Annotated in this window: 14 protein-coding genes; 4 read left to right on the top strand and 10 right to left on the bottom strand. The window is 57.3% G+C overall.

Features of this window, described 5'->3' with window-relative positions:
- Positions 1-69: 69 nt before the first annotated feature.
- From ACI514_RS01420 to ACI514_RS01400, 5 genes are all read right to left on the bottom strand, one after another.
- Positions 70-570, bottom strand: coding sequence for a GNAT family N-acetyltransferase (locus ACI514_RS01420; RefSeq protein WP_160059269.1), 501 nt, complete (start codon positions 568-570; stop codon positions 70-72).
- Between the two features lie 2 nt (positions 571-572).
- Entirely contained in the window at positions 573-1,211 is a 639-nt protein-coding gene (locus tag ACI514_RS01415) for a LysE family translocator (protein WP_405122956.1), read from the bottom strand.
- A 23-nt stretch (positions 1,212-1,234) separates the two neighbouring features.
- Entirely contained in the window at positions 1,235-1,654 is a 420-nt protein-coding gene (locus ACI514_RS01410; protein WP_160059271.1) for an NUDIX domain-containing protein, read from the bottom strand.
- A gap of 68 nt (positions 1,655-1,722) precedes the next feature.
- The gene (locus ACI514_RS01405) at positions 1,723-3,048 is read right to left on the bottom strand and encodes an APC family permease (protein WP_160059272.1); all 1,326 of its coding nucleotides are present in this window, start codon (positions 3,046-3,048) and stop codon (positions 1,723-1,725) included.
- Positions 3,049-3,364: 316 nt separating this feature from the next.
- Positions 3,365-4,186, bottom strand: a complete 822-nt coding sequence (locus tag ACI514_RS01400) for a carbon-nitrogen hydrolase family protein (RefSeq protein ID WP_160059273.1) — start codon at positions 4,184-4,186, stop codon at positions 3,365-3,367.
- A 125-nt stretch (positions 4,187-4,311) separates the two neighbouring features.
- Between ACI514_RS01400 and ACI514_RS01395 the strand changes: the two genes are divergently transcribed.
- Complete coding sequence (locus tag ACI514_RS01395) at positions 4,312-5,112, top strand: response regulator transcription factor (RefSeq protein WP_405122955.1); 801 nt, start codon at positions 4,312-4,314, stop codon at positions 5,110-5,112.
- A 171-nt stretch (positions 5,113-5,283) separates the two neighbouring features.
- Positions 5,284-6,903: an FMN-binding glutamate synthase family protein gene (locus ACI514_RS01390; RefSeq protein ID WP_405122954.1), complete on the top strand. Its 1,620-nt coding sequence runs from the start codon at positions 5,284-5,286 to the stop codon at positions 6,901-6,903.
- A gap of 36 nt (positions 6,904-6,939) precedes the next feature.
- Here ACI514_RS01390 and ACI514_RS01385 read toward each other — a convergent pair whose 3' ends face one another.
- From ACI514_RS01385 to ACI514_RS01370, 4 genes are all read right to left on the bottom strand, one after another.
- Complete coding sequence (locus tag ACI514_RS01385) at positions 6,940-7,302, bottom strand: polysaccharide synthesis protein GtrA (protein ID WP_160060134.1); 363 nt, start codon at positions 7,300-7,302, stop codon at positions 6,940-6,942.
- 240 nt (positions 7,303-7,542) lie between these two features.
- A complete protein-coding gene (locus tag ACI514_RS01380) occupies positions 7,543-10,791 on the bottom strand; it encodes a hypothetical protein (RefSeq protein ID WP_405122953.1) in 3,249 nt (1,082 codons plus the stop codon).
- 411 nt (positions 10,792-11,202) lie between these two features.
- Positions 11,203-12,624: an amino acid permease gene (locus ACI514_RS01375; RefSeq protein WP_160059276.1), complete on the bottom strand. Its 1,422-nt coding sequence runs from the start codon at positions 12,622-12,624 to the stop codon at positions 11,203-11,205.
- A 339-nt stretch (positions 12,625-12,963) separates the two neighbouring features.
- Positions 12,964-16,089 (bottom strand): dermonecrotic toxin domain-containing protein, encoded by a 3,126-nt coding sequence (locus tag ACI514_RS01370; RefSeq protein ID WP_405122952.1) that lies wholly within the window; start codon positions 16,087-16,089, stop codon positions 12,964-12,966.
- Positions 16,090-16,380: 291 nt separating this feature from the next.
- Between ACI514_RS01370 and ACI514_RS01365 the strand changes: the two genes are divergently transcribed.
- Positions 16,381-19,524, top strand: a complete 3,144-nt coding sequence (locus ACI514_RS01365; protein WP_405122951.1) for a transglycosylase domain-containing protein — start codon at positions 16,381-16,383, stop codon at positions 19,522-19,524.
- A 192-nt stretch (positions 19,525-19,716) separates the two neighbouring features.
- Positions 19,717-24,837 (top strand): dermonecrotic toxin domain-containing protein, encoded by a 5,121-nt coding sequence (locus tag ACI514_RS01360; RefSeq protein WP_405122950.1) that lies wholly within the window; start codon positions 19,717-19,719, stop codon positions 24,835-24,837.
- A 54-nt stretch (positions 24,838-24,891) separates the two neighbouring features.
- Here the strand turns inward: ACI514_RS01360 and ACI514_RS01355 are convergent, their stop codons facing one another.
- The gene (locus tag ACI514_RS01355) at positions 24,892-26,115 is read right to left on the bottom strand and encodes a hypothetical protein (protein WP_160059280.1); all 1,224 of its coding nucleotides are present in this window, start codon (positions 26,113-26,115) and stop codon (positions 24,892-24,894) included.
- Between the last annotated feature and the right edge of the window lie 7 nt (positions 26,116-26,122).

Genomic DNA, 26,122 nt, shown 5'->3' with positions numbered 1-26,122 from the left:
TTCGGCAGCTCCTACAGAGATCAGTGTAGGAGCTGCCGAAGGCTGCGATCTTTTGATCTAGCCCCCCTCTCAAGGTAATTCACGCCACATATGGATCTTGTCGAAGTAGTCTTCACCCACCCGCACCGCCAATGGTTCGAGGCCGAACTGGATGAAGCCGCAGCGCTGGTAGAGGTTGAACGCGGCGTCATTGCCGGCGGTGACGGTGAGCTGGAGCAGTTTCAGCGCCGGATGGTTTTGCGCTTCGGCAATGGCCGCCTGCACCAGTTCATGGCCCAGGCCATGCTGGCGAAAATCCGCCGACACGTACATGCCGAACAACGTGGCCTTGTGACGAGCCTTTTCCCGAGGCTCCAACGCCAGGCCGACTATGCCGGCCAACGTACCGGCTTCAAACGCGCCAAGCACCACATCGAGTTTGCTGGTCAGGCGCCCTTCCCACCAGCTCAATGGCATCACCGCGCGTTCGCGCACGCTTGAGGTGAAGGCCTGCGGATGACGGTCATAGGCTTCGAGCATCAGTTCCCGGTATGCCAGGGCATGGCTGGCGTCCAGCCGTTCGATCCACATGCTCACGCCGTCCTGCGTTGCTCAAACATCAGGCGCACGGCCAGACCAGCCAACACGAAGCCCATGAAATAACGCTGCAGTACCAGCCATGTCGGGTTGCGCACAAACCACGAAGCAATGCCCGCCGCGAACAGTGCGATCAGCAAATTCACGCAGAAACTGACGCTGATCTGGGTGAGGCCGAGAATGATGCTTTGGGTGAACACCGAGCCGTGTTCTGGCGTGATGAATTGCGGGAATACCGAAAGGTAGAACACGGCGATTTTCGGGTTCAGCGCACTGGTGAGAAAGCCCATGGTGATCAGCTTGCGCGACGAGTCCGCCGGCAACTGCTGCGCTTCGAACGGCGAGCGCGCCCCCGGTTTCAGCGCTTGCCAGGCCAGCCACAGCAGGTACAGCGCGCCGGCCCACTTGAGCACTTCGTAGGCCATCGGCACCGCGAGGAACACCGCCGTCAAACCAGCCGCCGCCGCAAACAGATGCACAAAGAACCCCGCCACCACGCCGAGCAACGACGTGACCCCGGCCTTGCGTCCCTGACAGATCGAACGCGAGATCAGGTAGATCATGTTCGGCCCCGGCGTCAGCACCATCAGCAGTGCAGCAGCGGCGAAAATCAGCAGGTCTTGCAACGGGATCATGGCAAAGTCCTTTGCGTGGATGATCAGGCGATTGCGCTTAGCGAGTTGCGATAAAACGGCAGGATCAGGTCGCGTGTCAATGGTGCCAGATCGACTTCAGGATCAGTGGCCGGATCGACCCAGATCACCTCTTCGATTTCCGCCGCCGGCATGACGTCAGTGTCGATCGTCAGTTGAAAGATTTGCGCTTGCACAACGCACCCCGGCTCATTGGCGGCGGGAGCGGAAAACTGCCCGAGAAATGCCGCCTGCGCAGGATCGATCTGCAAACCCAGCTCCTCTTCCAGCTCACGCGCCAGTGCGTGCACCGGCAACTCGTGCGCTTCGATCTTGCCGCCCGGTTGCATGAACGCCGTGGTCCCGCGTTTGCGCACCAGCAGGGTCTGCCCTTGAGTGTTGAGCAACAATGCGGCGGCAATACGAATCGTGGAAGCAGTCGACATACGAAAAATCCTTGGCGCAAAAGCGCCAAGGATCACATGTCGGTCAACGGTATGCCAAGCCGCAAGGTTCAGCTCGCTTCCTGGAAATCCATCTCCGGCGGCTGCCGGCGGAAACCACCAGTGAGCACCGCCAGATACACCACGCCGATCACCAGCCAGCTCAGGCCTAGATACACCGCCAGATGATCGAGGCTGACCATCAGCCACAGATCCGCGACCAGACCAATGAACGGGAAGAGCAAAAACAGCACCAGCTCACGCAGGCCTTTTTTCTCGCCGCCGATCCAGTAATGGAAAATCACCGACAGGTTGACCAGGCTGAAAGCCAGGAACGCGCCGAAGTTGATGAAGGAGGTCGAAGTGGTCACGTCAAGTTTCAGCGCCAGCAACGCCACCACGGCGCAGAGCAGGATGCTGTTGACCGGCGTGCCGAAGCGCGTGTGCAAGGTGCCGAAGAACGACTTCGGCAGAACGCCGTCACGGCCCATGGCGAACAACAGTCGCGAACCGCTGGCCTGTGCCGACAGCCCTGAAGCGAACTGGCCGACAATCAGACCAATCAGGAAGATCGACACAAACAGGTCGCCACCGATGTTGCGGGCAATTTCATAGGCCGCCGAATCGACGCTGTCGAACTGGAACGACGGGTGCGCTATCTGCACAAAGTACGAAACGCCGACGAAGATCAGCCCGCCGATCAAGGTGATCAACATGATCGCCCGCGGGATGGTGCGGCGTGGGTCGCGGGTTTCTTCGGTCAAGGTACTGACCGCATCGAAACCGAGGAACGAATAGCAGGCAATCGCCGCGCCGCTCATGATCAGCGGCATGTGCATGTCGCCGCTGAAGAACGGTTTGATCGACCACAATGGCGTGCTCGCATCGCCCCCGATGTAGTGCACGCACAGCGCGACGAAAGCGATCAGCACGAGGAATTGCACCAGCATCAACAAGGCATTGATGCCGTTGGCCAGTTTCAGGCCAATGATGTTGATTGCGCTGGTGATGCCGATGAACGCCAGCACCCAGATCCATTGCGGGATCGACGGGAATGCCGAGGCCAGATACGCCGCGCCGATCAGCCAGATCGCCATCGGCAGAAACAGGTAATCGAGCAAGACTGCCCAACCGGCGATAAAGCCGAGTTTCGGGCTGATCGCCTTGCGTACGTAGCTGTAAGCGGAACCGGCGACCGGGAATGCGGCAGCCATGCGGCCGTAGCTCATGGCGGTGAAGAACATCGCGATCAGTGCCGCCAGATACGCGGCGGGCACCATGCCGGCGGTCGATTGGGCGAGGATGCCGAAGGTGCCGAGGACAATGATCGGCGTCATGTAGGCGATGCCGAACAGCACCACCGACCCTAATGAAAGGGTGCGTTGCAAACGAGCCATGGGCGACTTACTCCGAATTTTATTGGATTTATGGCAGAGCCGGGTTCGGCGAATGTTTTCGGGTGTGGCTTTGTTGTTCTGGTGTTGTTTGAGTTTTTTGTTCGGCTTGAAATCTTTTCCCCCTCACCCCAGCCCTCTCCCCCAGGGGGTAGTGGGGGAAGGGAGCCGATATCCATGGGTTTCAACTCCTGAGTAGAACTTGAACTCGCAGTTTCAAACCCTGAGTGCGACTGGATCCGTCAGGTCGGCGTACCTCGAACAATCAACTCGGTCAGTCCCCTCTCCCCCCGGGAGAGGGCTAGGGTGAGGGCATCGGTCAACGGCGTGGAATCAGCAACTCGCGAACACCATCGCCGTGCTCCACCACTTCCCCCGGCAACTTCAAGCGCTGATCATCCAGATAGCGGTAATCCCTGCGCGCAATCTCTAACCGCGCGAAATCCAGCTCAACGCAGAACGTCCCTTCTTCCCGTCCGGCCTCGAACAACAGCGCGCCCAGCGGATCGACCAGCGCACTGCCGCCGGCAAACATCAAACCGTCATCCCCCGCCTCCACGCGATTGACCATCAACGCAAAGGCCTGATTCTCCTGGGCACGGGCCATGATCGCGGTGCGGTGAGTCGGCGCGTACGGGTCCATGTTGCCGTTGGTCACGATCAGCAACTCGGCACCGAGTTGCGCGAGGGCACGGGCCGACTCCGGAAACTCGATGTCGTAGCAGATCAGCAGGCCAACGCGCACACCGTTCCACTCGCAGGTGACGTAGCGGTCGCCGGCCTCGAACACGCCGCGATCCGACGCCCACAAATGCGTCTTGCGGTATTTCAGGGCGATGCCTTCAGGAGTAATCAGCAGCGTGGTGTTGTAGAAGCGACCGTGGTCGTTCTCGGCCATGCCGATCACCACAGCGATATTGCGTTTGCGCGCTGCGGCCAACACGGCGCTGACAGTCGGGCCGTCGACGGATTCGGCGGTTTGCGCCACGGTCTCGGCCGTCGGGAAGCCCATCAGGTGGGTTTCCGGGAACACGATCAATTGCGTGTCGGCAGCGCACGCGGCGATCGCTGCCAGTGCGCGTTCGAGGTTATATGCCGTGGCATTGTCACGGCCCGCCAGTTGGGCGAGTTCGACTTTCATGGGAGTTCCTTGTTATGAGCGTCGGGCGCTGAAAGATTGCCCGGTGGCTGTCTGTGGGCCAGTATGCGCAGCAAGCGAGCGGCCAGGGAATTACGCGGCCGGGGTAACCCGATAGGGGTAGATCGATGACACTTTCGTTTGACGACATCACCTGGCACCGCGCCGTCGGGCAATTGATCGACGCGCTGGACAAGCCGAACTTCTGGGCGCAACTGGTGCGACTGCTCGATCAGTACGTGCCGTTCGATAGCTGGGTGGTGCTGCTGTTCAGCGCCGATCAACACCCGCAGGTCTTCGCCGAATGCCCGGGCGCAGACGGCAGCCCTGACCCGTTGTTTCAGGATTATCTGCGCGGCCTGTACCTGCTCGACCCGTTCTACATCGCCTGTCGCGAGCAAACGCGCACCGGTCTGTATCGCTTGTCCGAGGTGGCGCCGGAGCATTTCGAACTGACCGAGTATTACCAGCGATACTTTCGTCTGAATGTCGTGGCCGACGAAATCCAGTTCAATTGTCAGCTCGAAGGTGATCGCACGCTGTGTCTGTCGCTAGGCAGTGAAAAACGTTTCACTGGCGAACACATCGCCTTGCTGTCATTGATCCAGCCTTGGGTGCTGGGCCTGCTGCGCCAACGACTACCCTATGAGATCAACGAAACCGTGGCCCTCGCCGCCGCCCCTGTCCGGGCAGACTGGCGGGTGCAACTGGAGGCGTCGGTGCGACAACTCAAAGGTGCGCAACTGACCGCCCGCGAGCTGGATGTAGGGCGTTTGATGCTCAGCGGTTGCTCCAGTAAAGAAATCGCCCGTAAGCTGGAAATCTCCGTAGAAACCGTGAAAGTCCATAAGAAACACATGTACAGCAAGCTGGGGATCAAATCCCAGTCCGAGCTGTTTTCGATTTTTCTTCAGGCGCAAAACGCCTGATCGTTTGGTGAAGTTGCCTCATGTAGGAGTGAGCCTGCTCGCGATGGCGTCGGGTCAGTCAAATCATTTGTAGCTGATATACCGCTATCGCGAGCAGGCTCACTCCTACAGGGGAATGTGTTTATCCCTGAATCTTCGCTGATTATTCCGAGTCCGAACCAAGGAAACCGTATGAGCCTGTCACTCCTGAGCCGCTACGCCTTCTTTGCCGTCTGCGTGATATTTACCCTCGCCAGCCTGCCTTTCCTCGAACATGACTGGCTGTGGCCAATCACTGCGGTCACCGGCGTGCTGAGCCTGATCGGTCTGTTCGACCTGCTGCAAAGCCCGCACGCCGTGCGCCGCAATTACCCGATCCTCGGCAACATTCGTTATTTGGTCGAAGGCATTCGCCCGGAAATTCGCCAGTATTTGCTGGAGTCCGACAGCGATGCCCTGCCCTTCTCCCGCGCGCAACGTTCGCTGGTGTATTCACGAGCGAAAAACGAAACCGCTGACAAGCCGTTCGGCACGCTGATCGATGTCTATCAATCCGGTTTCGAATTCATCGGCCACTCGATGCGCCCAGCGCCGCTGAGCGACCCGAGCAGTTTCCGCGTCACCGTCGGCGGCCCGCAGTGCAGCCAGCCGTACTCGGCCTCGGTGTTCAACATCTCGGCGATGAGCTTCGGCTCGCTCAGTGCCAACGCTATTCGCGCACTCAACCAAGGCGCAAAACTCGGCAACTTTGCCCACGACACCGGTGAAGGCAGCATCAGCCCGTATCACCGCGAACATGGCGGTGACCTGACCTGGGAACTGGGTAGCGGCTACTTCGGTTGCCGCACCAGCGACGGCCGTTTCGACCCGGAACGCTTCGCTACCCAGGCGCAGAATCCGCAGGTGCGGATGATTGAAATCAAGATGAGCCAGGGCGCCAAACCCGGCCACGGCGGCATCCTGCCCAAGCACAAAGTCACCAAGGAAATCGCCGAAACCCGTGGGATCCTGATGGGCGAAGACTGCGTCTCGCCGTCGCGCCATAGCGCGTTTTCCACACCGCTGGAAATGATGCAGTTCATTCAGCAATTGCGTGAGCTGTCCGGCGGCAAACCGGTGGGTTTCAAGTTCTGCCTTGGCCATCCGTGGGAATTCATGGGCATCGCCAAAGCCATGCTGGAAACCGGCATCCTCCCGGACTTCATCGTTGTCGACGGCAAGGAAGGTGGCACCGGCGCCGCCCCGGTCGAATTCACCGACCACATCGGCGTGCCGATGCGCGAAGGCCTGCTGTTTGTCCACAACACCCTGGTCGGCCTGAACCTGCGCGACAAGATCAAACTCGGCGCCAGCGGCAAGATCGTCAGCGCCTTCGACATCGCCAGCGTGCTGGCCATCGGCGCCGACTGGGCCAACTCCGCACGCGGCTTCATGTTTGCCATCGGCTGCATCCAGTCGCAAAGCTGCCACACCAACAAATGCCCGACCGGCGTGGCCACTCAGGACGCTTTGCGCCAACGTGCGCTGGTGGTGCCGGACAAAGCGCAGCGCGTGTTCAACTTCCACCGCAATACCTTGAAGGCTCTGGCGGAAATGCTCGCAGCGGCCGGGCTTGAACATCCATCACAACTGTCGGCCAAGCATCTGGTACGGCGCATGTCGGCGACCGAGATCAAACTGTTTTCGCAGTTGCACGTGTTCCTGAAACCGGGGGAATTGCTCACCGGGGAAGTCAACGGCGAGTTCTATTCGCGGATGTGGCAGATGGCGCGGGCGGACAGTTTTGAGCCGCAGGAAGTCGCGGCCGCGTAACGGCCAATGCGCCGGTCTGCGCAACGGACCGGCGCGTTACTGCTGATTTTGGCGCAACAAGACAAACCGGAAAAAAAGGTAGCCCGACGACAGATTGAACAGTGTGAAAGACACCACTGTGGCCAATCCATGCCAATGCTGCGCATCGGCAATAGCGCCGATGGCAAAACTCACTCCGCCCATGCCGCCGATAAACAACAGGTAGCGGAGCAGCGACGTATTGCGCTCGAAGGTATACAGCACATTCACGTAAAACGAGAACGCCGCGGCCACGCAAAACGCGGTGAAATTACTGGCAGCCTGCGTCAGCCCCGCGGCGGTGAACAGGACAAAAAATATCTGCCAGTGAATCAGTCCATCGGCGAGGCCGATCACAGTCAATGCAGAGAATCCTTTCATCTCGGTTCCTTGCCAAAGCCGTTTTTGGCGAACAGCCAACCTAGGTCATTACACGCTGGTGGTCTACTGTCAGAAATTACAGGTACAGGGCTGATTGCGACCAACGGTCAGCACTTCACCAAGCCCACAAAGACGTTGAAGCGCTGCCCGAGGCTGCGATCTTTTTTGCTATCGGGTTTTCCGACCTGCAACGCCAAACGCTCGCACTTTGCATTGCATTGCCCGGTTGCAACTAATGTTTCAGGCGACGACGTTAACCGCAATCAGTACGTCAGGATCAGGCAACTCGAAGGATGAGAGATCTTCAACATGGTTGCGACTGATGAAACCATTGTCGATGTCGGCGGGATGAAACTCGCTGACATTGAAATCACGACCAGCACGCTTGCTCCCATAGGTATTGAACGTAACGCTCAACGCTCCGCTTTCCAATGCTTTATGCAAACCCTCCTTCATGGCTTCTGGAGTGGCAAACTTCACTAATCCGGAATTGGGTTCGTAAAAAAGCCACTCGGGTTTACCGTTCCTGACTCTTATTGCTGCAAGCATTGCATGGTCTTTACTGGTCAGTCGTAGAATTTTCGAATTCGGAGAAGTTTCCAGTGCTTCGATAATATCGTCAGCATCCATTTTTGTGCGGGGTGCGCCCATATGAAAGGTGTATTTGTTATTCACCGTATTGTGGAACTGCTCCAGGTTGGAGATAAATTTTGTGGCGTCAGGACTGTAGGGCATCTTGGCCGCCTTGGACAGGTTCTCCATCAGCTTGTCTTCATTGCCTTTGAGAATGGCCAGTGCCATCGCGTTTGAAAGCCCTGCGCACTGACCTTTGGAAACCATATTGACGTGCGCCAGATAATGCCCTTGCGAATAGGCAGTGACTTTGACATTTACGCCCTTCACATCCTGAACAAGCAGCGCGGAAGAATACTTGGCGTCCTGAATCATTCTTGTTTTCAGTTCTTTTGTCAGAGCGCCTATCTCTGTTGGCGTGAGCCCGGGTTCCGATGCCAGATCAATCAGATCATCAAACTTCATTCTCGGTCGATAGCCACTGATATCCAATAACCGACCTTCGAGGTAGCCATGATTGAAATCAGCAATATTTCTCGGGTTTTTCGCAAATTCAATGTTGTGATAAAAGCCAACGTAGACACGGGAGTTGGCCTCACTGCCCAGCGTCCCTCCCCAACTGACCCCACGCGCCGTGAACTCTCTCGGAGGGCCATAAAGTTGACTGGTATCAATGTTGTACTGATACCAATTGTCATTTTTCAGCACGCCCACACTGTCGATAGTTTGTTCACCTACCTTGAAGGTACCTATCAGGGTAGGCCCATGCTGTTGGCCCACTGCGTGGAGAAACTTGAAGCCATCCGGCGCATTGCGCAATTTGTCGAGTTGTCGTACGGCGAAGGCACCTACCAAGCCGAGCCCTTTTCCTAACAGCTTACTTCCTGCCACCGCCAGAGCGGGCAAACCACTGAACGGATTGAGTTCGCCAATGACGAATGCTCCGATTATCCTCGCGGCCCGGAGTCCCCGGCTGATTGCCGAAGCGGTCCTGCCCACGACCTGAGTCAGTTTGGCTGCGGTCGACGCTCCGGCGGTAATGAATCCCAAGGCATCGAAGAACAGATCCACCGCACCGTCGAAATAGTTTCCTTTTATAAAGTTGGTAATGGCTGACTTGAAGGGAACCAAGTCAACCACGAAATCGATTACCTTCTGCGTGACCGCGTCTTCCCGCTCTTGAGTCGTCTGGCCTTTGGCTGCCTGCAGAATGTCCTCGTTATCCAGGTCCAGATGTTGAACGAAGGCCTGGGCGATCAGTTCGGTTCTCTCGCTGGAATAACTGTTGAGCGGTAACGAATCATTGACGGGTTGTGGAGACAGCTTCCCGGCTTTCGATTTGTCAGTCAGATCCATGGGTTCGATCGTGTATATGAGGCTCGGGACCAAGGGATTGACGCGCTTTACGGGCTCCGCCGGGTCATAAGGTTTGCTCTCGATAACGCTGCGCTTCAAATCAATTTCATAGAGTTTTGTGTCACCGTCCCACTCGACTTTCATTGTCAGGGCGCTACGTGTGGATTCCAGTTTTTTGCCAAAGAAATCCAGATTGAGCCTATAAGTCTTATGCTGATAGAACGAGACATTGCCATATTCGAGACTTTTTCTGTCCTTCAGCGGTAACTCGGCTACCAGATGTTTTACGCTCAGGCGAGCGCCTTCCTTGATGTTGCGGAGTGCACTGTCGAACTGCGTTTGAAAGATATCTTTTACGCCCAGTTCGAGGGGCGTGTTGATTTCGTCAAGAAGCGGACGCAAGCGTGGATCACGAGTAGTCCATCGGTAGTAAGGAGGTCCTCCCATCATCACGATGTCCAGCAGGGAATATCTGCCATTGAGCGTCGGGTACAAACCGCTCGGATCTGCCGCTGGCTGCTCCAGAAGCCGCTCTTCAAAAGGGACGTCACCCTTGAACGTCGCCTTGAGCCTGGTCAGCGCGATTGCTTTGCGGTTTGGGAGTTCGCTGTTCAACAGGATCGAAATATTGAGGCGGTCGGTCAGTTGCTGATTGAACTGCGTTTTGACTTTGTCCAGTTCGTCGAGAGTGTAATGCTCCTCGTGGTTTTTTTTGATCACACCCTTGATCACACCCCAGTCCGCCAAAGCGGCGGCATGGACCGGCGGAGCGACTTGTGGGTCGATCATTGCAGCGCTGTCCGCGCTGGCCATGACTTGGGCAAATGTCATTTGCGGGACTTTGCCGGGCGTGTGAACTTCAATCGTCCGCGCTGCAACAGTCAGGTTGACCCATGCCGCGCTGCCGTATTTCAAACTGTCGGGCAGCTTCTCGATAAGGCATTCGGGCGCCTTGCGCGCGAGTAACAAGTTGGCGGCCAATCCGGCCAACCTGGAGCTGCTCAAGCCTGCGTTGGTCAAGTAATCAACAAGACGATCGAATACCGCCGAAGCAGGTTTGCCCCAGAGCTTTTCATCCAGCAGATCAAAACCCGCAGTGGTGGTGCGCGTCGGACGATCAATCTCACCCTGATGCAGGCTCAAATGAATGCCGGCCATGGTGTATTCACTGATGCTGACATCCGTAGCTATTGCGTTCAGACGGGTTTGTATCGCTTGCCCCAGCGCTTGCCCACGGGAACCGGTAATCAGTGTTGCCAATGCCGAGGACGGATCCCGGAGTGCCGTATCTGAAAGAGGATTTTCACTGTTCAAATAATCCAGCACTCCTGCCCCGGGTGTCGAAATGTGATCGAGGCTGTCCAGATACAGGCTGGTGACTTGCAAGACTTCTTTTTGTTCAGCAGTCGTCAATGGAATTGGCCAAGACATTGCTCCACCAAAATCGCCAAACTTGTGCGGCAAGATTTTTCCAACTTCCAGGTAGGTTGTAATTACTTCAGACTGATTATCGACAGCGGACGAAGCTGTATCAATAACGGACTCATTATATTCGTACATTCGATCTTCCTTGACGGATTAAATTGAATGAAAAGTAAATAATGAAAAACGCCAAAACACCAAGCCAGAAACCATTACAAACTACAGAAGTAACAAGCTGCATATACGACAATTAAATACACAACACACCAACTTGTTACCGATTACATATTAGTAGCCGCGCACAGCATGCCATAGCCGACTCTAACAAACCTTGACCAGTCCACTATTCATTACACTCAGAGCAATAGTCATCGAGCTTTATTACACTATACATCCGAACATATGCATTGAAAAAATACGGGAGAGAAAACACGCAACACTGTTAAAACAGAAAAAGATCACATCCCGCAACAAGACCTACACAATTAAAACCATGTAGATACTGTTACTGGAAGCGATCTTTTACTTTGACCCGTCGCGTTTCGGCAATTACGAGACCGAACGCACTGCCACGGACGATGCACTTCTCGGCTGCAACTTGAACACGTAGAACAAAACGGTCAGCAGCACCAGGAACGCAGGTCCCACATACAGCGCCACGCGGGTGTCGGGGAAGTACGCCATCAGGCCGACCACCAGCACCAGAAACGCCAAGGCAAAGTACGAACTGACCGGGTACAGCCACATCTTGTACTTGAGGCCGGCACGTTCGCTGGCGCTCAGGCCTTTGCGGAATTTCAGCTGGGCCAGCAGGATCATCACCCAGGTCCAGATCGCGCCGAAGGTGGCAATCGAGGTCACCCAGACAAAGACTTTTTCCGGCACCAGATAGTTGAGCATTACGCCCAAGAGCAACACCCCGATCGACAGCAACAGCGCACGACGTGGCACACCATTATTCGAGGTCTTGGCAAAACCGGCCGGCGCCTGGCCGTTCTGCGCCAGGCTGTAGAGCATGCGCCCGGTGCTGAAGATGCCGCCGTTGCACGACGACAATGCTGCGGTAATCACCACGAAGTTGATGATGCCGGCGGCGGTCTTGATGCCCAGACGCTCAAAGGTCATCACGAACGGACTGCCCTGCGTGCCAATTTCGTTCCACGGGTAGATCGACAGAATCACGAACAGTGCGCCGACGTAGAACAGCAGAATCCGCCAGAACACCGATCCGATTGCATCGGGAATGGTCTTCTGCGGGTTCTTCGCCTCACCGGCGGTCAGGCCGATCATCTCGACGCCCAAGTAGGCGAACATGACCATTTGCAGCGACATCAGCACGCCGGTCACGCCGTTGGGCATGAAGCCGCCGTGCGCCCAGAGGTTGGAAATCCCCAGTGCCACACCGTCATTGCCGAAACCGAAGGCGATAATGCCGACGCCGCCGATGACCATGGCGATGATCGTGACGATCTTGATCAGCGCGAACCAGAACTCGAATTCACCGAAGGCCTTCACCGCGATCAGGTTGATCGACCCCATGCTGATCAGCGCGGCCAACGCCCAGATCCAGCGCGGTACATCGGGAAACCAGATGCCCATGTACACCGCCACTGCGGTGATTTCCGCGACGCAGGTCACCAGCCACAGAAACCAGTAGTTCCAGCCAGTGAGGAAGCCTGCCAACGGGCCGAGGTAGTCTTGTGCGTAGCGGCTGAACGAGCCAGCGACCGGGTTGTGCACGGCCATTTCGCCGAGGGCACGCATGATCACCAGGATTGCCAGCCCACCGAGAATATAAGACAGCATGATCGCCGGGCCGGCCATCTCGATGGCCTTGGCCGAACCTAAAAACAGACCGACGCCGATACAGGCTCCGAGCGCCATCAGGCGAATATGCCGTTCGCCGAGTTCACGTTTGAGCGGTCCGCCCTGAGCGGTGTCGCCGTGAGGCAGTTGATTGCCGACTGGCATAGGGTGCAACCTCGTCTTGTTATTGGATATGACCACCGAGTATCGAAGCGTCGGCCGATAAGCCTTGGCTGGAAATGAAACCGCGCCTGCTTTGTGGGCAGACGCGTCTTGCAGGGCAACCTGAAAGATCAGCGGGGCGTGCAGTATAAAAACCTTGGTGCAGGTCTTTTCACTCTATAAATCACAAGATTCAGCGGGAGTTGCCGCCAATGCACGAGCTGGTCGAGTAGATCAACTGGCAGAGGTAGGAAAACTCGCCACTAAAAACGGCGGCGAGTATTGCACAACCTTGGTGCGTCGTCTTTTCAACGTGCGGTTTTTATCCTCAGGAATCCGCCCTCAAGCCGCGTTACTTTGCTGTGTCGGGGTGACCACGGTTTTCACGACTCTGGAACCGGTTCTGATGATCTTGTCCTGAGCAAAAGCTTTGGCCACACGGGTTGGCGGTTCAAAATAACCAGGATCTTTTACGGAGTATTTGGCAATGGTCGGCGCACCATACTGGGCTTGGTAGTGAAGCATCCATTCCTTCGTCAAACGCTCATATTTCATGTAAGCAAACCCCGTCAGAATCATGTACGCGTTGCCGTTTTCATCATTACGCAACCCGTAATCCGGAAACTCCATGGCGGTACTCAACCCCCAACCATGTTCGTGCGCAGGCAGATCGTTGTATTGCGCAGCTTCCTTGCCAGCCTCCACGTGCCTCACGCGCAGGACATCTTTCCCCATCTGATCCACGGTAAAAGAACAGCCGCTGAACCCAGGCGTAAACACATGATCGGGTTCGCCCAGTCCAGGGTGAACGGGAATGTCCACATAGCCTCCCTGAGGAGCCCAATATCCCAATACCGCGTTGGTCTGGTGTGGCAGTTTGTCAAGATCGCTCCACACGCTGATAGCGTTGAATTCGCCTTCGATCACGCCGGAAGTTGTCATCCTTTGCATGGAAAAAATCATCTGCCCTCCGCCTTCGGTATTGGCCATTTGCGGATCTACCTTGCGGATATCCGACCAAAACTGGGGCTTGAAAAGATCAGTGCAGATAGAAAGATTATCGAATTGCGGAGCCGCCAGGGCCTCACGAATATTCGTGGGCCTGGCGGTGAAAGGGACATATTCAAAGGGTCCCCAATCGTAGGAAAGATGGCGAACATCGTTGAGCGTGACCACTTCGATCCGCGGTTCCCACAGACCGTTGGGCAAACGCTCGCGGTGGAAAGACGGGCGCCCCCATACCGGCCTGCCAGAGGTACCTGGCTGCGGCCCGCTGACGGCGTCCGAGTCATGCAGTTCATCGGTGATATTGCCGCCGAACAGCGACTGCGGTTGCCATTGATCCGGCGCCACTTGCCGATACCTGCGAGCCGCCAGTTCGTTGAAACCGGAATCAACAAGGATGACGTCGACTACTTCCGCGTTAAGGGTGAAATCATTCTTGACGCGATACACCGCGACCTTGCCCCGCTCATCCATATTGCGAATATAGCGGCGCTGCCCGTCAGCACTTTGCAAGATCCCTTTGCCTGCCGGGCTGAGGCGGGCCACTTCGGATGGCCTGACGGCATAGCGACGAAACTGCCTGTTATTGAACCCGGCAGGTGTCGGTTCAACTTTTGTCGAAGGAGGTGGCAACGCAGGTTGCCATTCGCCAGCCCCGTCTTGCTCAACGAGCGGCTGGTAAGCCTGCGGATTGTTCGGATGAAGAATTCTTGATTGCCCGGTGGCCGGTTCAATGACTGTCTCGAAGACACCGTCCTCGACCTTTACATAGTGTCTGGCGCCGACCACAAATTGATTCTGTGGATCAGGCTTCACGTCTGCCAACGAAACGTCGCTTCGATAAGGTGCAAGGTCAGGCTTCCACAAACGCTTCTGTCCTGCGGGCATTTCAATCGGCTTGAACTCTGAATGAATACCGGCCAGCAACGGCAGAGTCGCCACGCCAATGCCGATATTTTCCAGCACGTCGGTGATGTGTTCCCAGCCGGCTTCCTTGTCGCCCTTGCTGAGTTCATCAAGCCCCTCCAGCACTTCGTCCATCAGTTGTACGGCCGACACCCCGAGCATGACCAACCCCAATGGAGGCACTGCAAAAGACAGCACATTCAATGCGGCCAGGCCGACTTCGAGAAATATCGCGAGCAAGGATTGCTCATCCCGCACATCGGCATCGGCATTGGACACAGCAGCATCGCGGGCATCGCTGAAAATCCGCTGGTTGAACTCCCGCTGCAATGTTGTCCAGATGTCGTAGTGCTGAACCCAGGGATCGCCCGAGGGATCCAGCACCCTGAGTTGCAGAAGAAAATCGGGCTCATGCTTCTGCCGACGGGTTTCGTGATCCCACAACCGCGGTTTGCCTGACGCCGTAGGAACCTCTTCGGTAAAGCTGTAGTAGAACGTCGAACGATCCTTGTAACGCATGAACCGGCTGAAGAATTGTTGATAGGCCGTTGGCGCCTTGGGCGAGTCGCTTTCAGAGCGACGCACGAACTGTTCAATCAATCGGGCCTTGAGTTCCGTCACTGTCGCGTAGTGTTTAACGGGATGATCGGGATCGTCGGGAATGTAGGCGATGAAAGCGTTATTGGCATAACCGTCAACGGTCGGCAGCAGGTCGTCCAGAATGCTTTCATCGTCCGGGTCGGCGATCTCGAAAATGATACAGCTGTGCACGGGCAACTCATTGAAACTCAAGCTGCGATACCACAGTGTCTTACCGTCGACGTGAACAGGCTCCTTCCCTTCTATACTCGACATCAATGCTTCAAAATGTTCGCGACGAATATCACCTTTACATAATGCAATATAACTCGCAGCTTTCAGTGCTGCTTTCTGGTAGTTGACGAACAGCTTATTCAGCTTGTCCCGAGCACCGCCGTCATCCCAGTGAAGTTCAGTATGCAAGTAGGCCTGATAGTGTTTCCCGATATCGAGTAGCCGGCATAACGCGATAAATTCATGAACATCCAGTCCAACTTCGACTTCCGCTCTTCCTGAAGCGGTCATATAGCAATGCGGCTTGAAAAAGAACATCGCCTTTTTTTCAGCCGGGTGGTTATGCAGGGCGGCGTCCACCAGCGAAGCGGGTGGAATCTGCGAGGTGTGAAAATCACTTTTACCGGACAAATCCACTTGCACCCGATTGACGTCCAGATCCAGCCCGGTCCTTTCCTTGATGGCCTTCGCCAGCAATGGTGCGGCGAATTCATGAGGACTTTTCACCGATGCCATGGCGTTATTCAGCAACGTGTGCGCCGCTATACTTTCTTCTATCAGCCTTCGAGCTTCGTCGCGTTGTTTGGGCGACGCAGTCTTTAGCCATTGTGGTGCATCGGCATCAAAACTTTTCAACATCTCCAGATTTTCTTTTGACATATTCAACAATGGCGACGGCGTTGCGGCCGTAACAACATCAACATGTTCGGCAATACTGAAAACCTGACCACGAGATTCAAACATAACTTCATCCCAGACAAATAAAATTGAAGCCCGAGTTAACATCAAAACATTCAACAGGCGAAGCCGACGAGTGCTACCAGACTTTGGCAACTTACATTCATACAAATAACCGCTACTGAAAAGTTACAACTGTGTTTTTTTGATTCGCAGTCGCTCAACCCGCCATATCACACCGCATTTTCCGTGCCGTACCTCCACGCCTGCCCCGACTGCACATTTTTTTCACCAGCCCCAACCACCGTCTAAGCTTCAGACAAGTCCGATCAATCTGCGTGAATGGATCAATCGACTATGGGCGCTTTGTGGCAAACCGATTCGAGTAAAGCCGTGGTTCCGACTGACCGTGTGGATGAAGCGCCTGTCCCTGAAAAACCCCGCCGCAATCGGCACGGGTGGAAGGCTTTCTGGTTGTTGCTGGTGATTATCGCGATCGTGGTAGGGCTGGCCGCATCCAAAGAAATGCGCACCTCGCGCTTTCAGTCGCGCGAACTCAGCCAATACGCCGCTTCGCTGACTTACCATCTCGAACCCGGACCCAGCGAAGCGATTCGTTATCCGGGCAACGGGCCGTTCGATCTGCGCCTGGGTTACAGCTCCCTCGATGAATTCCTGCCGCGCCTGCTCAAACGCAACTATGTCGTTACCGAGCAGACGCGTTTTTCTCCGGCATTGCTCAGCTACACCGATAAAGGCCTGTTCGTGCCTTACTCGGAAAAGATCCAGGCCGGGCTGTCGATCACCGACTGCCGGGCTGCGCCACTGTACAAGTACAACTATCCACAACAGCTGTACGCCGACTTCGCAGCCATTCCGCCGGTGGTGGTCAGCAGCCTGTTGTTCATCGAAAACCGTTTTCTGCTCGACCCGAAACAACCGCTGGCCAACCCGGCGGTGGACTGGCCGCGCTTCGGCATGGCGGCGTGGTCGCAAGTCGCCAAATTGCTGCGTCTGCCGGGACAATCGGCGGGCGGCAGTACGTTGGCGACGCAATTGGAAAAGTACCGGCATTCACCGGAAGGTCTGACGGTGTCCGGTGCCGAGAAACTGCGCCAGATGATGTCGGCCAGCGTGCGCGCCTATCAGCCTGGGCCGCAAACCTTGGGGGCACGGCAGAACATCGTGCGCGATTACCTCAACAGCGTGCCGCTGTCGGCGGTGCCGGGGCATGGCGAAGTGCATGGCATGGCGGAAGGTTTGCGCGTCTGGTACGGCAGTGACTTCAACCAGGCCAACGCACAGTTGAACAGCCCGGCCACGGATCCGAAAACCATGGCTGCCAAAGGCCTGGCTCTGCGCGAGATGCTCTCGTTGATGATCGCCCAGCGCCGCCCTTCGTATTATCTGACCAAGGGCCGCGAGGAACTCGCCGACCTTACCGACAGCCACTTGCGTCTGCTCAAACAGAACGCGGTGATCGATGGCGCATTGGCCGATGCCGCCCTCGCCAGCAAGGTCAGCTACCGCGACTGGCAGACCCAGCCGACCATGCAACCGATCGAAACCAACAAGGGCATCAGCGCCGCCCGCAGTCGTCTGGCAAGCATGCTCAACCGGCCGCTGTACGATCTCGACCGCCTCGACCTTTCGGCCACCAGCACCCTGCAGGGCGAGCTGCAAACCCAAGCCACCGCGTACCTGAAAAAACTTGCCGACCCGGCCTACGCCGCTGAAATCGGCCTGCTCGGCGAACGCTTGTTGACGCCGACCAGCACTACGCAAGTGCGCTACAGCTTCACCCTCTTTGAACTGACCCCGGACGGTTCCCGCGTGCGGGTGCAGACCGACAGTACCGACCAGCCGTTCGACATCAACGAAGGCAGCAAGCTCGAACTCGGTTCAACCGCGAAAATGCGTGTGCTGACCACGTACCTGCAAATCATCGCCGAACTGCACGATAAGTACGGCGCGATGAGCGTGCCGGAACTGAAAAAAGTCGAAGTCCCCGATCAGGACCGCTTGAGCCAGTGGGTCATCGATTACCTGATCCAGAACAAGGATCACGACCTGTCGAAGCTGCTCGGCGCAGCCCTCGATCGCAAATATTCAGCCAGCCCCGGCGAGGCGTTTTTCACTGGCGGCGGCTTGCACACGTTCCACAACTTCCGCAAGGAAGACAACGGCCGCCTGCCGACCCTGCGCGATGCCCTGCGCGAATCGATCAACCTGCCGTTCATTCGGCTGATGCGCGATGTGGTGCGTTATGTCACTTATTCGGGGCCCAACAGCAGTGCCGAATTACTCAAGGATGATCGTGACCCGCGTCGCCAGGAATACCTGGCCAGTTTCGCCGACCGCGAAGGCACCTCGTTCCAGCTCAAGTTCTGGAAAAAGTACAAAAACAAAGACACTCAGGCGCGTCTCGACACATTCCTCGACAGCATGCGCCCGACGCCGATCCGCATGGCCGCCGTGCATCGCTACCTGCTGCCCGATGCCAGTCAGGCAGACTTCAACACGTTCGTCCGTTCCCACCTGAAAGGCGCCAGGCTCAACGAAAAACTCACCGATGATCGCCTGATCCGCCTCTACGACTCCTACGGTCCCGGCAGTTACGATTTGCCCGATCAAGGCTTCATCGCCAAGGTGCATCCGCTGGACCTGTGGATGATGGGTTATCTGCTGAACCACCCGGACGCGACCTTCAGCGAGATCGTCAAGGCCAGCCATTTCGAACGTCAGGAAGTCTACAGCTGGCTGTTCAAAAGCAAGCACAAGGGCGCCCGCGACAGCCGTATTCGCACCATGCTCGAGATCGAGGCGTTTCTCGATATTCACCAGCGCTGGCAGAAAGTCGGTTATCCGTTCGACCATCTGGTGCCGTCGCTGGCCACCGCGATTGGCAGCTCCGGCGATCGCCCCGCCGCACTCGCCGAATTGATCGGGACCATCCTCAATGATGGCGTGCGCATGCCGACCCTGCGCATCGACAGCCTGCATTTCGCCGCCGGTACACCCTACGAAACGCAACTGGTCAACGACCCGCACGTCGGCAAACGAGTGATGCCATCCGAGGTCGCCACAGCCATGCGCGAAGCGTTGTCGCAAGTGGTCGACGCCGGTACGGCAAAACGTGTTTCCGGCAGTTTCAAACTGGCTGATGGCAGCCCACTGGCCATGGGTGGCAAGACCGGCACCGGTGACAACCGCATCGAGGCCATCGGTTCGGGCGGACGCATCCTCAGTTCGAAGTCGATCAACCGCACGGCGACCTTCGTGTTCTACATCGGCGATCACCATTTCGGCACCCTCACCGCGTTCGTTCCAGGGCGCTCGGCAGAGAACTTCAAGTTCACCTCGGCCCTGCCCGTGCAGGTGCTCAAGGGCATGGCACCGATTCTCACGCCGTATCTGCAACCGGGCAGCGACTCGCAATGCAAGCCGACGCAAACCGCCAGCGTGGCGATGCTTGAACCGCAACTCCCTACAGCGAGGTAACAATTCGTGTCAGGTATTTCTGCATCAGGGTGACGTTTTTTCGCTGTAGCGGGTGGTACTTATGTATTTTTCAGATTCGAATTTTCGTCGGGTTCGCCAGCAGTAGCGCTGTTTGCCTCCCGATCTTTGAACTTTTGTTTTGCCCTGCCGTGAGTAGGCTGATCATTCCTCAACAATCAAGGATGATTGGCCATGACCCTCCCTCCCCTGCCCATCGCAATCACGGAAAAAGGGCAGCATTACGACTTCATCAAGGCAACCGTCAACGACGCGTTCAAGGGCGCCACCCTCAATCGAGGTATCGCACTGGCCGCCACGCCATTGACGATTCAGCCTTGGTACAGCACGGCCCCCCCGGCTTATCTGGCCAAGCTCTCTGCCGCCAATCTGAAGGCATGGAACTCGCAGAATCAGGTGGATCATCTGCTCGCCAGAACCGATCTTTATGCCTTCGCCGAGCCTTTGCTCAAGGCGAAGATCAAGGAACGTCATGGCATCGAACCCGACGTCAAAACCACCTATTTGCGCCTGTACATTCCCGCCGAAAAACCCTGGTACAACATCAACGTTTCCCAGGGTGTCGTTACACGCACGGTGTCGCTGCTGGACGCCGCATTGCATAACTTCGCCAGCAGTGAAACGGACGGTCATGGTTCGGATTACATCAGCAAACCCGATGAGCGTGGTTTGTTCGATGTACTGGCCATCAAACAGCACATGCCCATCAGCCAGTTCCAGGCGCTGTGCCGTGATCTGGACATTGGCGAGCAATACAAAAAACACCTGGAAAGCTACCTGTTGCCCGGCGAACCCGTCGCCGAAAGCGTCCTGCAATACAAGGTCAACAGCAGTCAGAAAGACGCCCTTGCCGTGGCCGCGCATCTGGCTCTGATCAAGGAAGAGATCCCATACGACGCCTACAAAATGGTGCTCAACCTCGCCGAGGACAAATCGCCGTTGCTGCTCAACGGCCACTCGATCCGCTGCAGCGATCTGAAACTGCTCGGTACCCGCCTGACCGGCGTGCTGCTGTTATTGCACGGCACACGGGACAGCCGTGGCGTGCGGCGCCTGATCGTCTACATCCCGCATGATCCCGATCATCCGCTCAAGGAATACGCTTCGCTCAAGGCGTTCAAGGATGAACTGACGCGCCAGTTGCGCGAGGACAAACTTTGCGCCTCGACCGGCCAGACCTATCGGCAGTTCTTCAGCCAGTTTGTCGATCAGCAGCAGCGCGGGCATTTTTTTGCCGAACTCAAGCAACGTTTGTTCATCGTCCGGTACAACCCGCGCCAGGATCCGACCGATCAACGCCCAACGTGGCGCGAGGTTCCTGTGGAGAACCCCAACCTGGAGTTCAAGAACCAACCCTTGCAAGGCGATTACTGGCGCCATGCCTACCAGCAGAAACTCAACAAGATCCTCAATGATGCCCGGGAAATCGCCGTCTCCACCGCCGACACCGACAGCAAGGCACGCTGGGCCTGGTGGGACAATTTCAAGAAGATCGTCTCGGACATTTTCAATGCGGCGCTGCTGATCGCCACACCGTTCGTGCCGGGGCTGGGCGAAGTGATGATGGCGTACACCGCTTATCAACTGACCACGGATGTCATCGAAGGCGTGGTCGATCTGGCCGAAGGTCTGTGGCAGGAAGCCGCCGGCCACGTGATCAGCGTGGTCACTGACGTCATTCAACTGGCCGCGTTCGCGGCGGGCGCGCAGATTGGCGAGGTGTTCAAGGTCAAGCTGTCGAAGCTGGTCGACAACATGAAAGCGGTCAGGCTACCCGATGGCCAACCCAGTCTGTGGCACCCGGATCTGGCCCCTTATGCGCGACAGGAACTGACCCTCTCCGCCGACTCGAAACCCGATCCCCAGGGCCTGCATGACTATGGCAAGGAGAAGCTGGTGTCGCTGGAGGGCCAGTTGTACAGCGTCGAAAAAGCCTACTCCGACGCGTACTCCAAAACCCACCACATCAAACACCCGAAACGCAGCAACGCTTACCGCCCGAAGATCGAACACAACGGCCACGGCGCCTGGCTGCATGAAGCGGAGACTCCGCAAGACTGGACCGATGCCACATTGATGCGCCGACTGGGCCACCGTGCCGAACGGTTCTCACCTTCGGAGCTGGAGCAGATCCGCATCAGCAGCGGCACCGATCACGACATGCTGCGCCAGATGCATGTGCAAAACAGCCCGCCACCACCGCTGCTGGCCGACACCCTCAAACGCGCCAGCGCTTACGACGATGTGCGTGCGGCCACCAGCGATATCCGTGCAGGCCGGCCGATCGACCCGCAAGCGGTGTGGCTGGAACCGATGCTGACTGGCTTGCCGGGTTGGCCGACCGGCAAAGCGCTGGAGGTTTACGCGGATGCCAGCCTGACCGGCTATTCGCACAAGTATGGCAACCCGCAGGCACCAGTCGCCGAGACCTTGAGCATCAGCCTAGGTGACCTCAACGCGGGCCGGCTGCCGGAGCGCGTGGTGGATTTTCTCGCCGAGGACGATCTCAAGCAGTTGCTCGGCAGCGAGGTCGCCCGTAACGAACGCGTCAGCGCACTGCGCAGTCGCCTCGCCGACGCTGTCGATGAGCGCCGCAGTGCCGTGGCCGACCGCATGTACCAGGCCACCGAACAATCCGGCAAAGTCGATTTGCGCGTGGTCAGGCGGACCTTCCCGGAACTGCCACTGCCGCTGGCGGAAAAACTCGTAGCGCAGGCCTCACCCGCTGAGCTGCAGCGTATCGCCGACGAAAACCGTCTGCCGCTGCGCCTCAAGACTCAGGCCCGCGAACTGAATTTCGAAGCCTCTGCCGTGCGCGCCTACGACGGATTCTACCGCGACGAATGGCTGACCGCCGACACCGAGCGGCTCGCGCTGAACACCTTGCGCGTGCAGACCGACACCTTTGCCGATCTGCGTATCGAAGTCCGCGATGGCAGCTATGACGGGCCATTGCGTTGCAGCGTCGGCCCCGAAGAGGCGACCACCGTCAGGCGGCTGATCCGCGACGAACATGGCCGCTACGAAGTGCTCAATGCCGACAACCGTTCGCTGCACGCCGCCGACGATTTTTACCAATCGATTCTGCAGGCCGTGCCGGCCGAAACGTTGTCGAGTGTGGGCTATCAACGCGGTCAGGGCCGCCCGCTCAAACTCTGGCTCATGGAACAATCAGCCGCGCCTGCCGAGCGTCGAGCGGTGCTGGCCGAGCCGCCGATTCGCGCGGTGGCGAGTATCGAAACCGAAACGCTGGTGCGCGGCTGGCCGCGTTGGCTACGCGGCTCGACTCCAGCGGAGCGCGTCAGTGACCTCTACCCGCGAATGCGCGCAAATGAAGTGCAGCGATTCATCGAAAAGCTGCGCATTGATGGCGATCCCGCCGAAGGCATCGAGCGTCTGGAGAAAGAACGCCAGCACTTTCAGGAAACGCTACAGAATTGGCGCCACACTTACCCTGATGAGTTGCAACCTTCCGGAGAATTTGCGCCGGGCGTCAATATGGATTTCACGCTGAACGGCGGACAGCGCGTCAGAGACCAATTGATCGCGTGCTTCGAACGCCGTAGCGAAATGCCTGGCGAACGCGGCCCGTTCCCCGGACAGGGCTACACCCTGGATCTGTCTTCGGAGTTTGTGAACGGCGATCTACTGCGCTGGTGGCGCGATTTGCGCAAGCAACCCGGCATGCAGCAACACCTCGATCAAATCACCGCGCTACGACTGGACAACCGGCATCTGCCTACCAACGCCGATGAACTGCTCGGCAGCTTTCCCAAATTACGCCAGTTGAGCGCTCGCCAATGCGGATTGACCGATATTCCTGCCAGCCTCGGGCAAATGCGTCATCTGGAGGAACTGGACCTGACGGACAACCGCATCCGCATGACGGCAGAAGCGAGCGAACGTCTGGGTGGCCTGATCCGCCTCCAGTCGCTCAACCTCAATGGCAATCCATTGCACGAACCGCCCAATGTCGCTGGCATGTACCGCTTGCGCTCGCTGAGCCTCGCCAAGACCGGCATAGAGACATGGCCCGAAGGCTTGTTCAAAGTCGGCAATGTCGATAAACACAGGCCGCGCGGTTTTATGCTCGATATGCGTTCGACGCCAATCAGAACGTTGCCCGAGGTCAAACCGGGTTCCGATCAAGCCTTCGTGCTCAGCCGCACGCGTTTCGATACAGCGAGGCTTTCGAATGAAGACCGCGTGCGGTTTGGCAACTACCGCGAGTCCACCGGTTTTGCCTTTCTGCAAGACTATTCGCGGGACGTCGCCGACGAGCTTCGTCATTGGCAGGAATTCGATAACGACGCGCAGATTTACAGCCCGTCGCAGGCACTCAGGCAGTATCGCGAAGAGTCCTGGCACGACCTGATGGATGAGCCTGATTCCGAGGGCTTTTTCAGCGTGATTCGCAAACAGCGCGAGAGCCGGGACTACCTCACCGGCGATGGACGCCGACAACTGACCCAGCGCGTCTGGGACATGATCGAAGCCGCGTCACTGGATGCGCAACTGCGTGAAAAACTGTTCAAGCAAGTCGTCTCGCCGGAAGATTGCGGGGACCTCGGCGCGCAACTGTTCAACTCGCTGGGCATCAAGGTTCTGGTGTCAAAAGCCTACGCTGCGCCAACCTCCAGCAAAGTACTGGACGAGACACTCGTGGGTTTGGCACGCAGCGCCGCCCGGTTGAAAAATGTCGGTGAAGAAGCCAAGGCCGAATTCAGCAGGCAAGAGCAACAACACCTGATCGACCCCGGCAATCCGGCCCCCGATGAAGTGGAAATCTATCTTGCGTTCGAGACCGGGCTGGCAGAAAAGCTGGAACTGCCCTGGCAATCTCAGGGCATGCTTTATGACCTGCGCTCTGGCGTGAAGGCCAAACAAATCGACCGCGCCCACGACATGATCATGAACCGGGAGAAAGGCGACGGCCTGGTCAGTGCCATGATCGATCTGGCCCCCGATAACTTCTGGGAGGAACACCTGCGCAAGACCCATCCGACGCAATACGAAACCAATGACCGTCTGTTCGAGGAAAAGCCCGGGCTGCTTGATGAGTTGCGCGAGGCCCAGGCGCAATGGGCCAATGCCACGCCCCAAACGCCGCTCAATCAGCTCGCACGGAAAATGGAGGGTCTGGCGAAACAACTGGGCATTCCCCAGGCCGATGTCTTCAGTGGCGAGGTCATGAGCGAGGCGCGCTACAACAAACTGCTCGATGACATCGGCTACGAACGCAAAGAACTGTCACGACGCCTGACCCTAGAAGCGATGATCAGCGCAGGGCTCTGAAGGCAACGGGGCGTCACTCGGCCAACCCGCAAGGCTGACCGAGCGGCACCGCGTCTAACCGACTTCGGAATCCCAGATCACCGTGATATTGCCGCGATAGGGTTTGTCCGTGGCATGTTTGATCAGCCAGTCGGTGTCCTGCTCGCCGATCTCGAAGTGCAGGGTGCCCGGCTTGCGCTCGATGTAATGCTCGGGCTGGAAGGTGCCGGAAGTTTCACGCCCCAACAGTTTGCGCCGTACCGGTTGGCCGGCGCTGTCGGTCAGGCCATTGGGCAGACTGACGCTGACGGCGACCGGGCCGGCGAAACCCGATTGACGGTCCATGATGGCGCAGCCCGAGCCTGAGCCCAAAGAGTGCTCGCACTCAAGCTTCATGGTGAATTTCGACGACGCCGAGATATGGAAGATCTGATCACGAAAAAGCCGCACAGGCTTGCGTCCACTGTCGAGCCAGCGCTGCCAGCCGCCTTGGGGCTCCAGTGCGATGTGATTGCCGCCGGGTGGGATATCCACCTTCAGGGTGTGCTGCACATCCAGGACGAAATCCAGGGTCAGGCTGCTGTCGTCCGGCTGGAACAGTTTGCCCATGTCGAAATCACGTCCTGGTCCCAGACTGTAAGTCAATGAACCGGTGTAGCGGCCCGTAGACATCGTCAGTGGGTTGGGGGTGCGCAGCTCGTAGGTGATGTCCAGCTTGTCGAAGTACATCGACGGAATATGGTAGGCCGGCACTTTGAAACAGTGGGCTTCCTGTGTGGTTTTCCAGAAGAACCGCCAGCTGTCTGCCTCGTAGGCACCAACGCCGCTGTGCCAGCAAGGGGCCGGTATGCCTTGTACCCAATTCCCCGTGACCCATAATCTGGAATGGCCTTCAAGTGCATTGTTGCCACCAGCCAGCCGCACCGCCGGATGACTCAGTACATATTTGGAGCCCATGCCAGTGATGCGTATTTCCAGGGATTGCGTTTCCTGCGTCTGGCTGTTTGTCACGGTCAGACGCCGCAAATTGGCGGGCGCTTTTACCGCCGCCCAGTCAAAGAGATCCAGATAGCGAGTTGAGCGGAACCGTACGGGCAATTCGATGCTGAACATTCCGTGACTTTCACACTGACCTGGATAGGTCGCGCAATAACCGCTGTTCGGCGTTTTGTTGACGAACGTATTCTTGTCCGGCCTGGAAGAATCCGGTTGAAACAAGGCGCGGATTTCCTGATTGATCGCCTGCGCCTGCGGGCTGCTCAACACGGCCAGCACCCCCAGCCAAATGTACCTTTTCATTATTCGT

It is taken from the genome of Pseudomonas sp. M20 (assembly GCF_045037865.1).
Lineage (GTDB): Bacteria > Pseudomonadota > Gammaproteobacteria > Pseudomonadales > Pseudomonadaceae > Aquipseudomonas.
The sequence above is the reverse complement of the archived record's forward strand: the minus strand, read 5'-3'. Positions and strand labels throughout refer to the sequence as shown.

Coding starts and splice junctions, on each gene's coding strand:
- ACI514_RS01390 (WP_405122954.1), top strand. CDS start 5,284: ATGAGCCTGTCACTCCTGAGCCGCTACGCCTTCTTTGCCGTCTGCGTG.
- ACI514_RS01370 (WP_405122952.1), bottom strand. CDS start 16,089: ATGTTTGAATCTCGTGGTCAGGTTTTCAGTATTGCCGAACATGTTGAT.
- ACI514_RS01375 (WP_160059276.1), bottom strand. CDS start 12,624: ATGCCAGTCGGCAATCAACTGCCTCACGGCGACACCGCTCAGGGCGGA.
- ACI514_RS01385 (WP_160060134.1), bottom strand. CDS start 7,302: ATGAAAGGATTCTCTGCATTGACTGTGATCGGCCTCGCCGATGGACTG.
- ACI514_RS01410 (WP_160059271.1), bottom strand. CDS start 1,654: ATGTCGACTGCTTCCACGATTCGTATTGCCGCCGCATTGTTGCTCAAC.
- ACI514_RS01400 (WP_160059273.1), bottom strand. CDS start 4,186: ATGAAAGTCGAACTCGCCCAACTGGCGGGCCGTGACAATGCCACGGCA.
- ACI514_RS01405 (WP_160059272.1), bottom strand. CDS start 3,048: ATGGCTCGTTTGCAACGCACCCTTTCATTAGGGTCGGTGGTGCTGTTC.
- ACI514_RS01420 (WP_160059269.1), bottom strand. CDS start 570: ATGTGGATCGAACGGCTGGACGCCAGCCATGCCCTGGCATACCGGGAA.
- ACI514_RS01355 (WP_160059280.1), bottom strand. CDS start 26,115: ATGAAAAGGTACATTTGGCTGGGGGTGCTGGCCGTGTTGAGCAGCCCG.
- ACI514_RS01365 (WP_405122951.1), top strand. CDS start 16,381: ATGGGCGCTTTGTGGCAAACCGATTCGAGTAAAGCCGTGGTTCCGACT.
- ACI514_RS01380 (WP_405122953.1), bottom strand. CDS start 10,791: ATGTACGAATATAATGAGTCCGTTATTGATACAGCTTCGTCCGCTGTC.
- ACI514_RS01415 (WP_405122956.1), bottom strand. CDS start 1,211: ATGATCCCGTTGCAAGACCTGCTGATTTTCGCCGCTGCTGCACTGCTG.
- ACI514_RS01360 (WP_405122950.1), top strand. CDS start 19,717: ATGACCCTCCCTCCCCTGCCCATCGCAATCACGGAAAAAGGGCAGCAT.
- ACI514_RS01395 (WP_405122955.1), top strand. CDS start 4,312: ATGACACTTTCGTTTGACGACATCACCTGGCACCGCGCCGTCGGGCAA.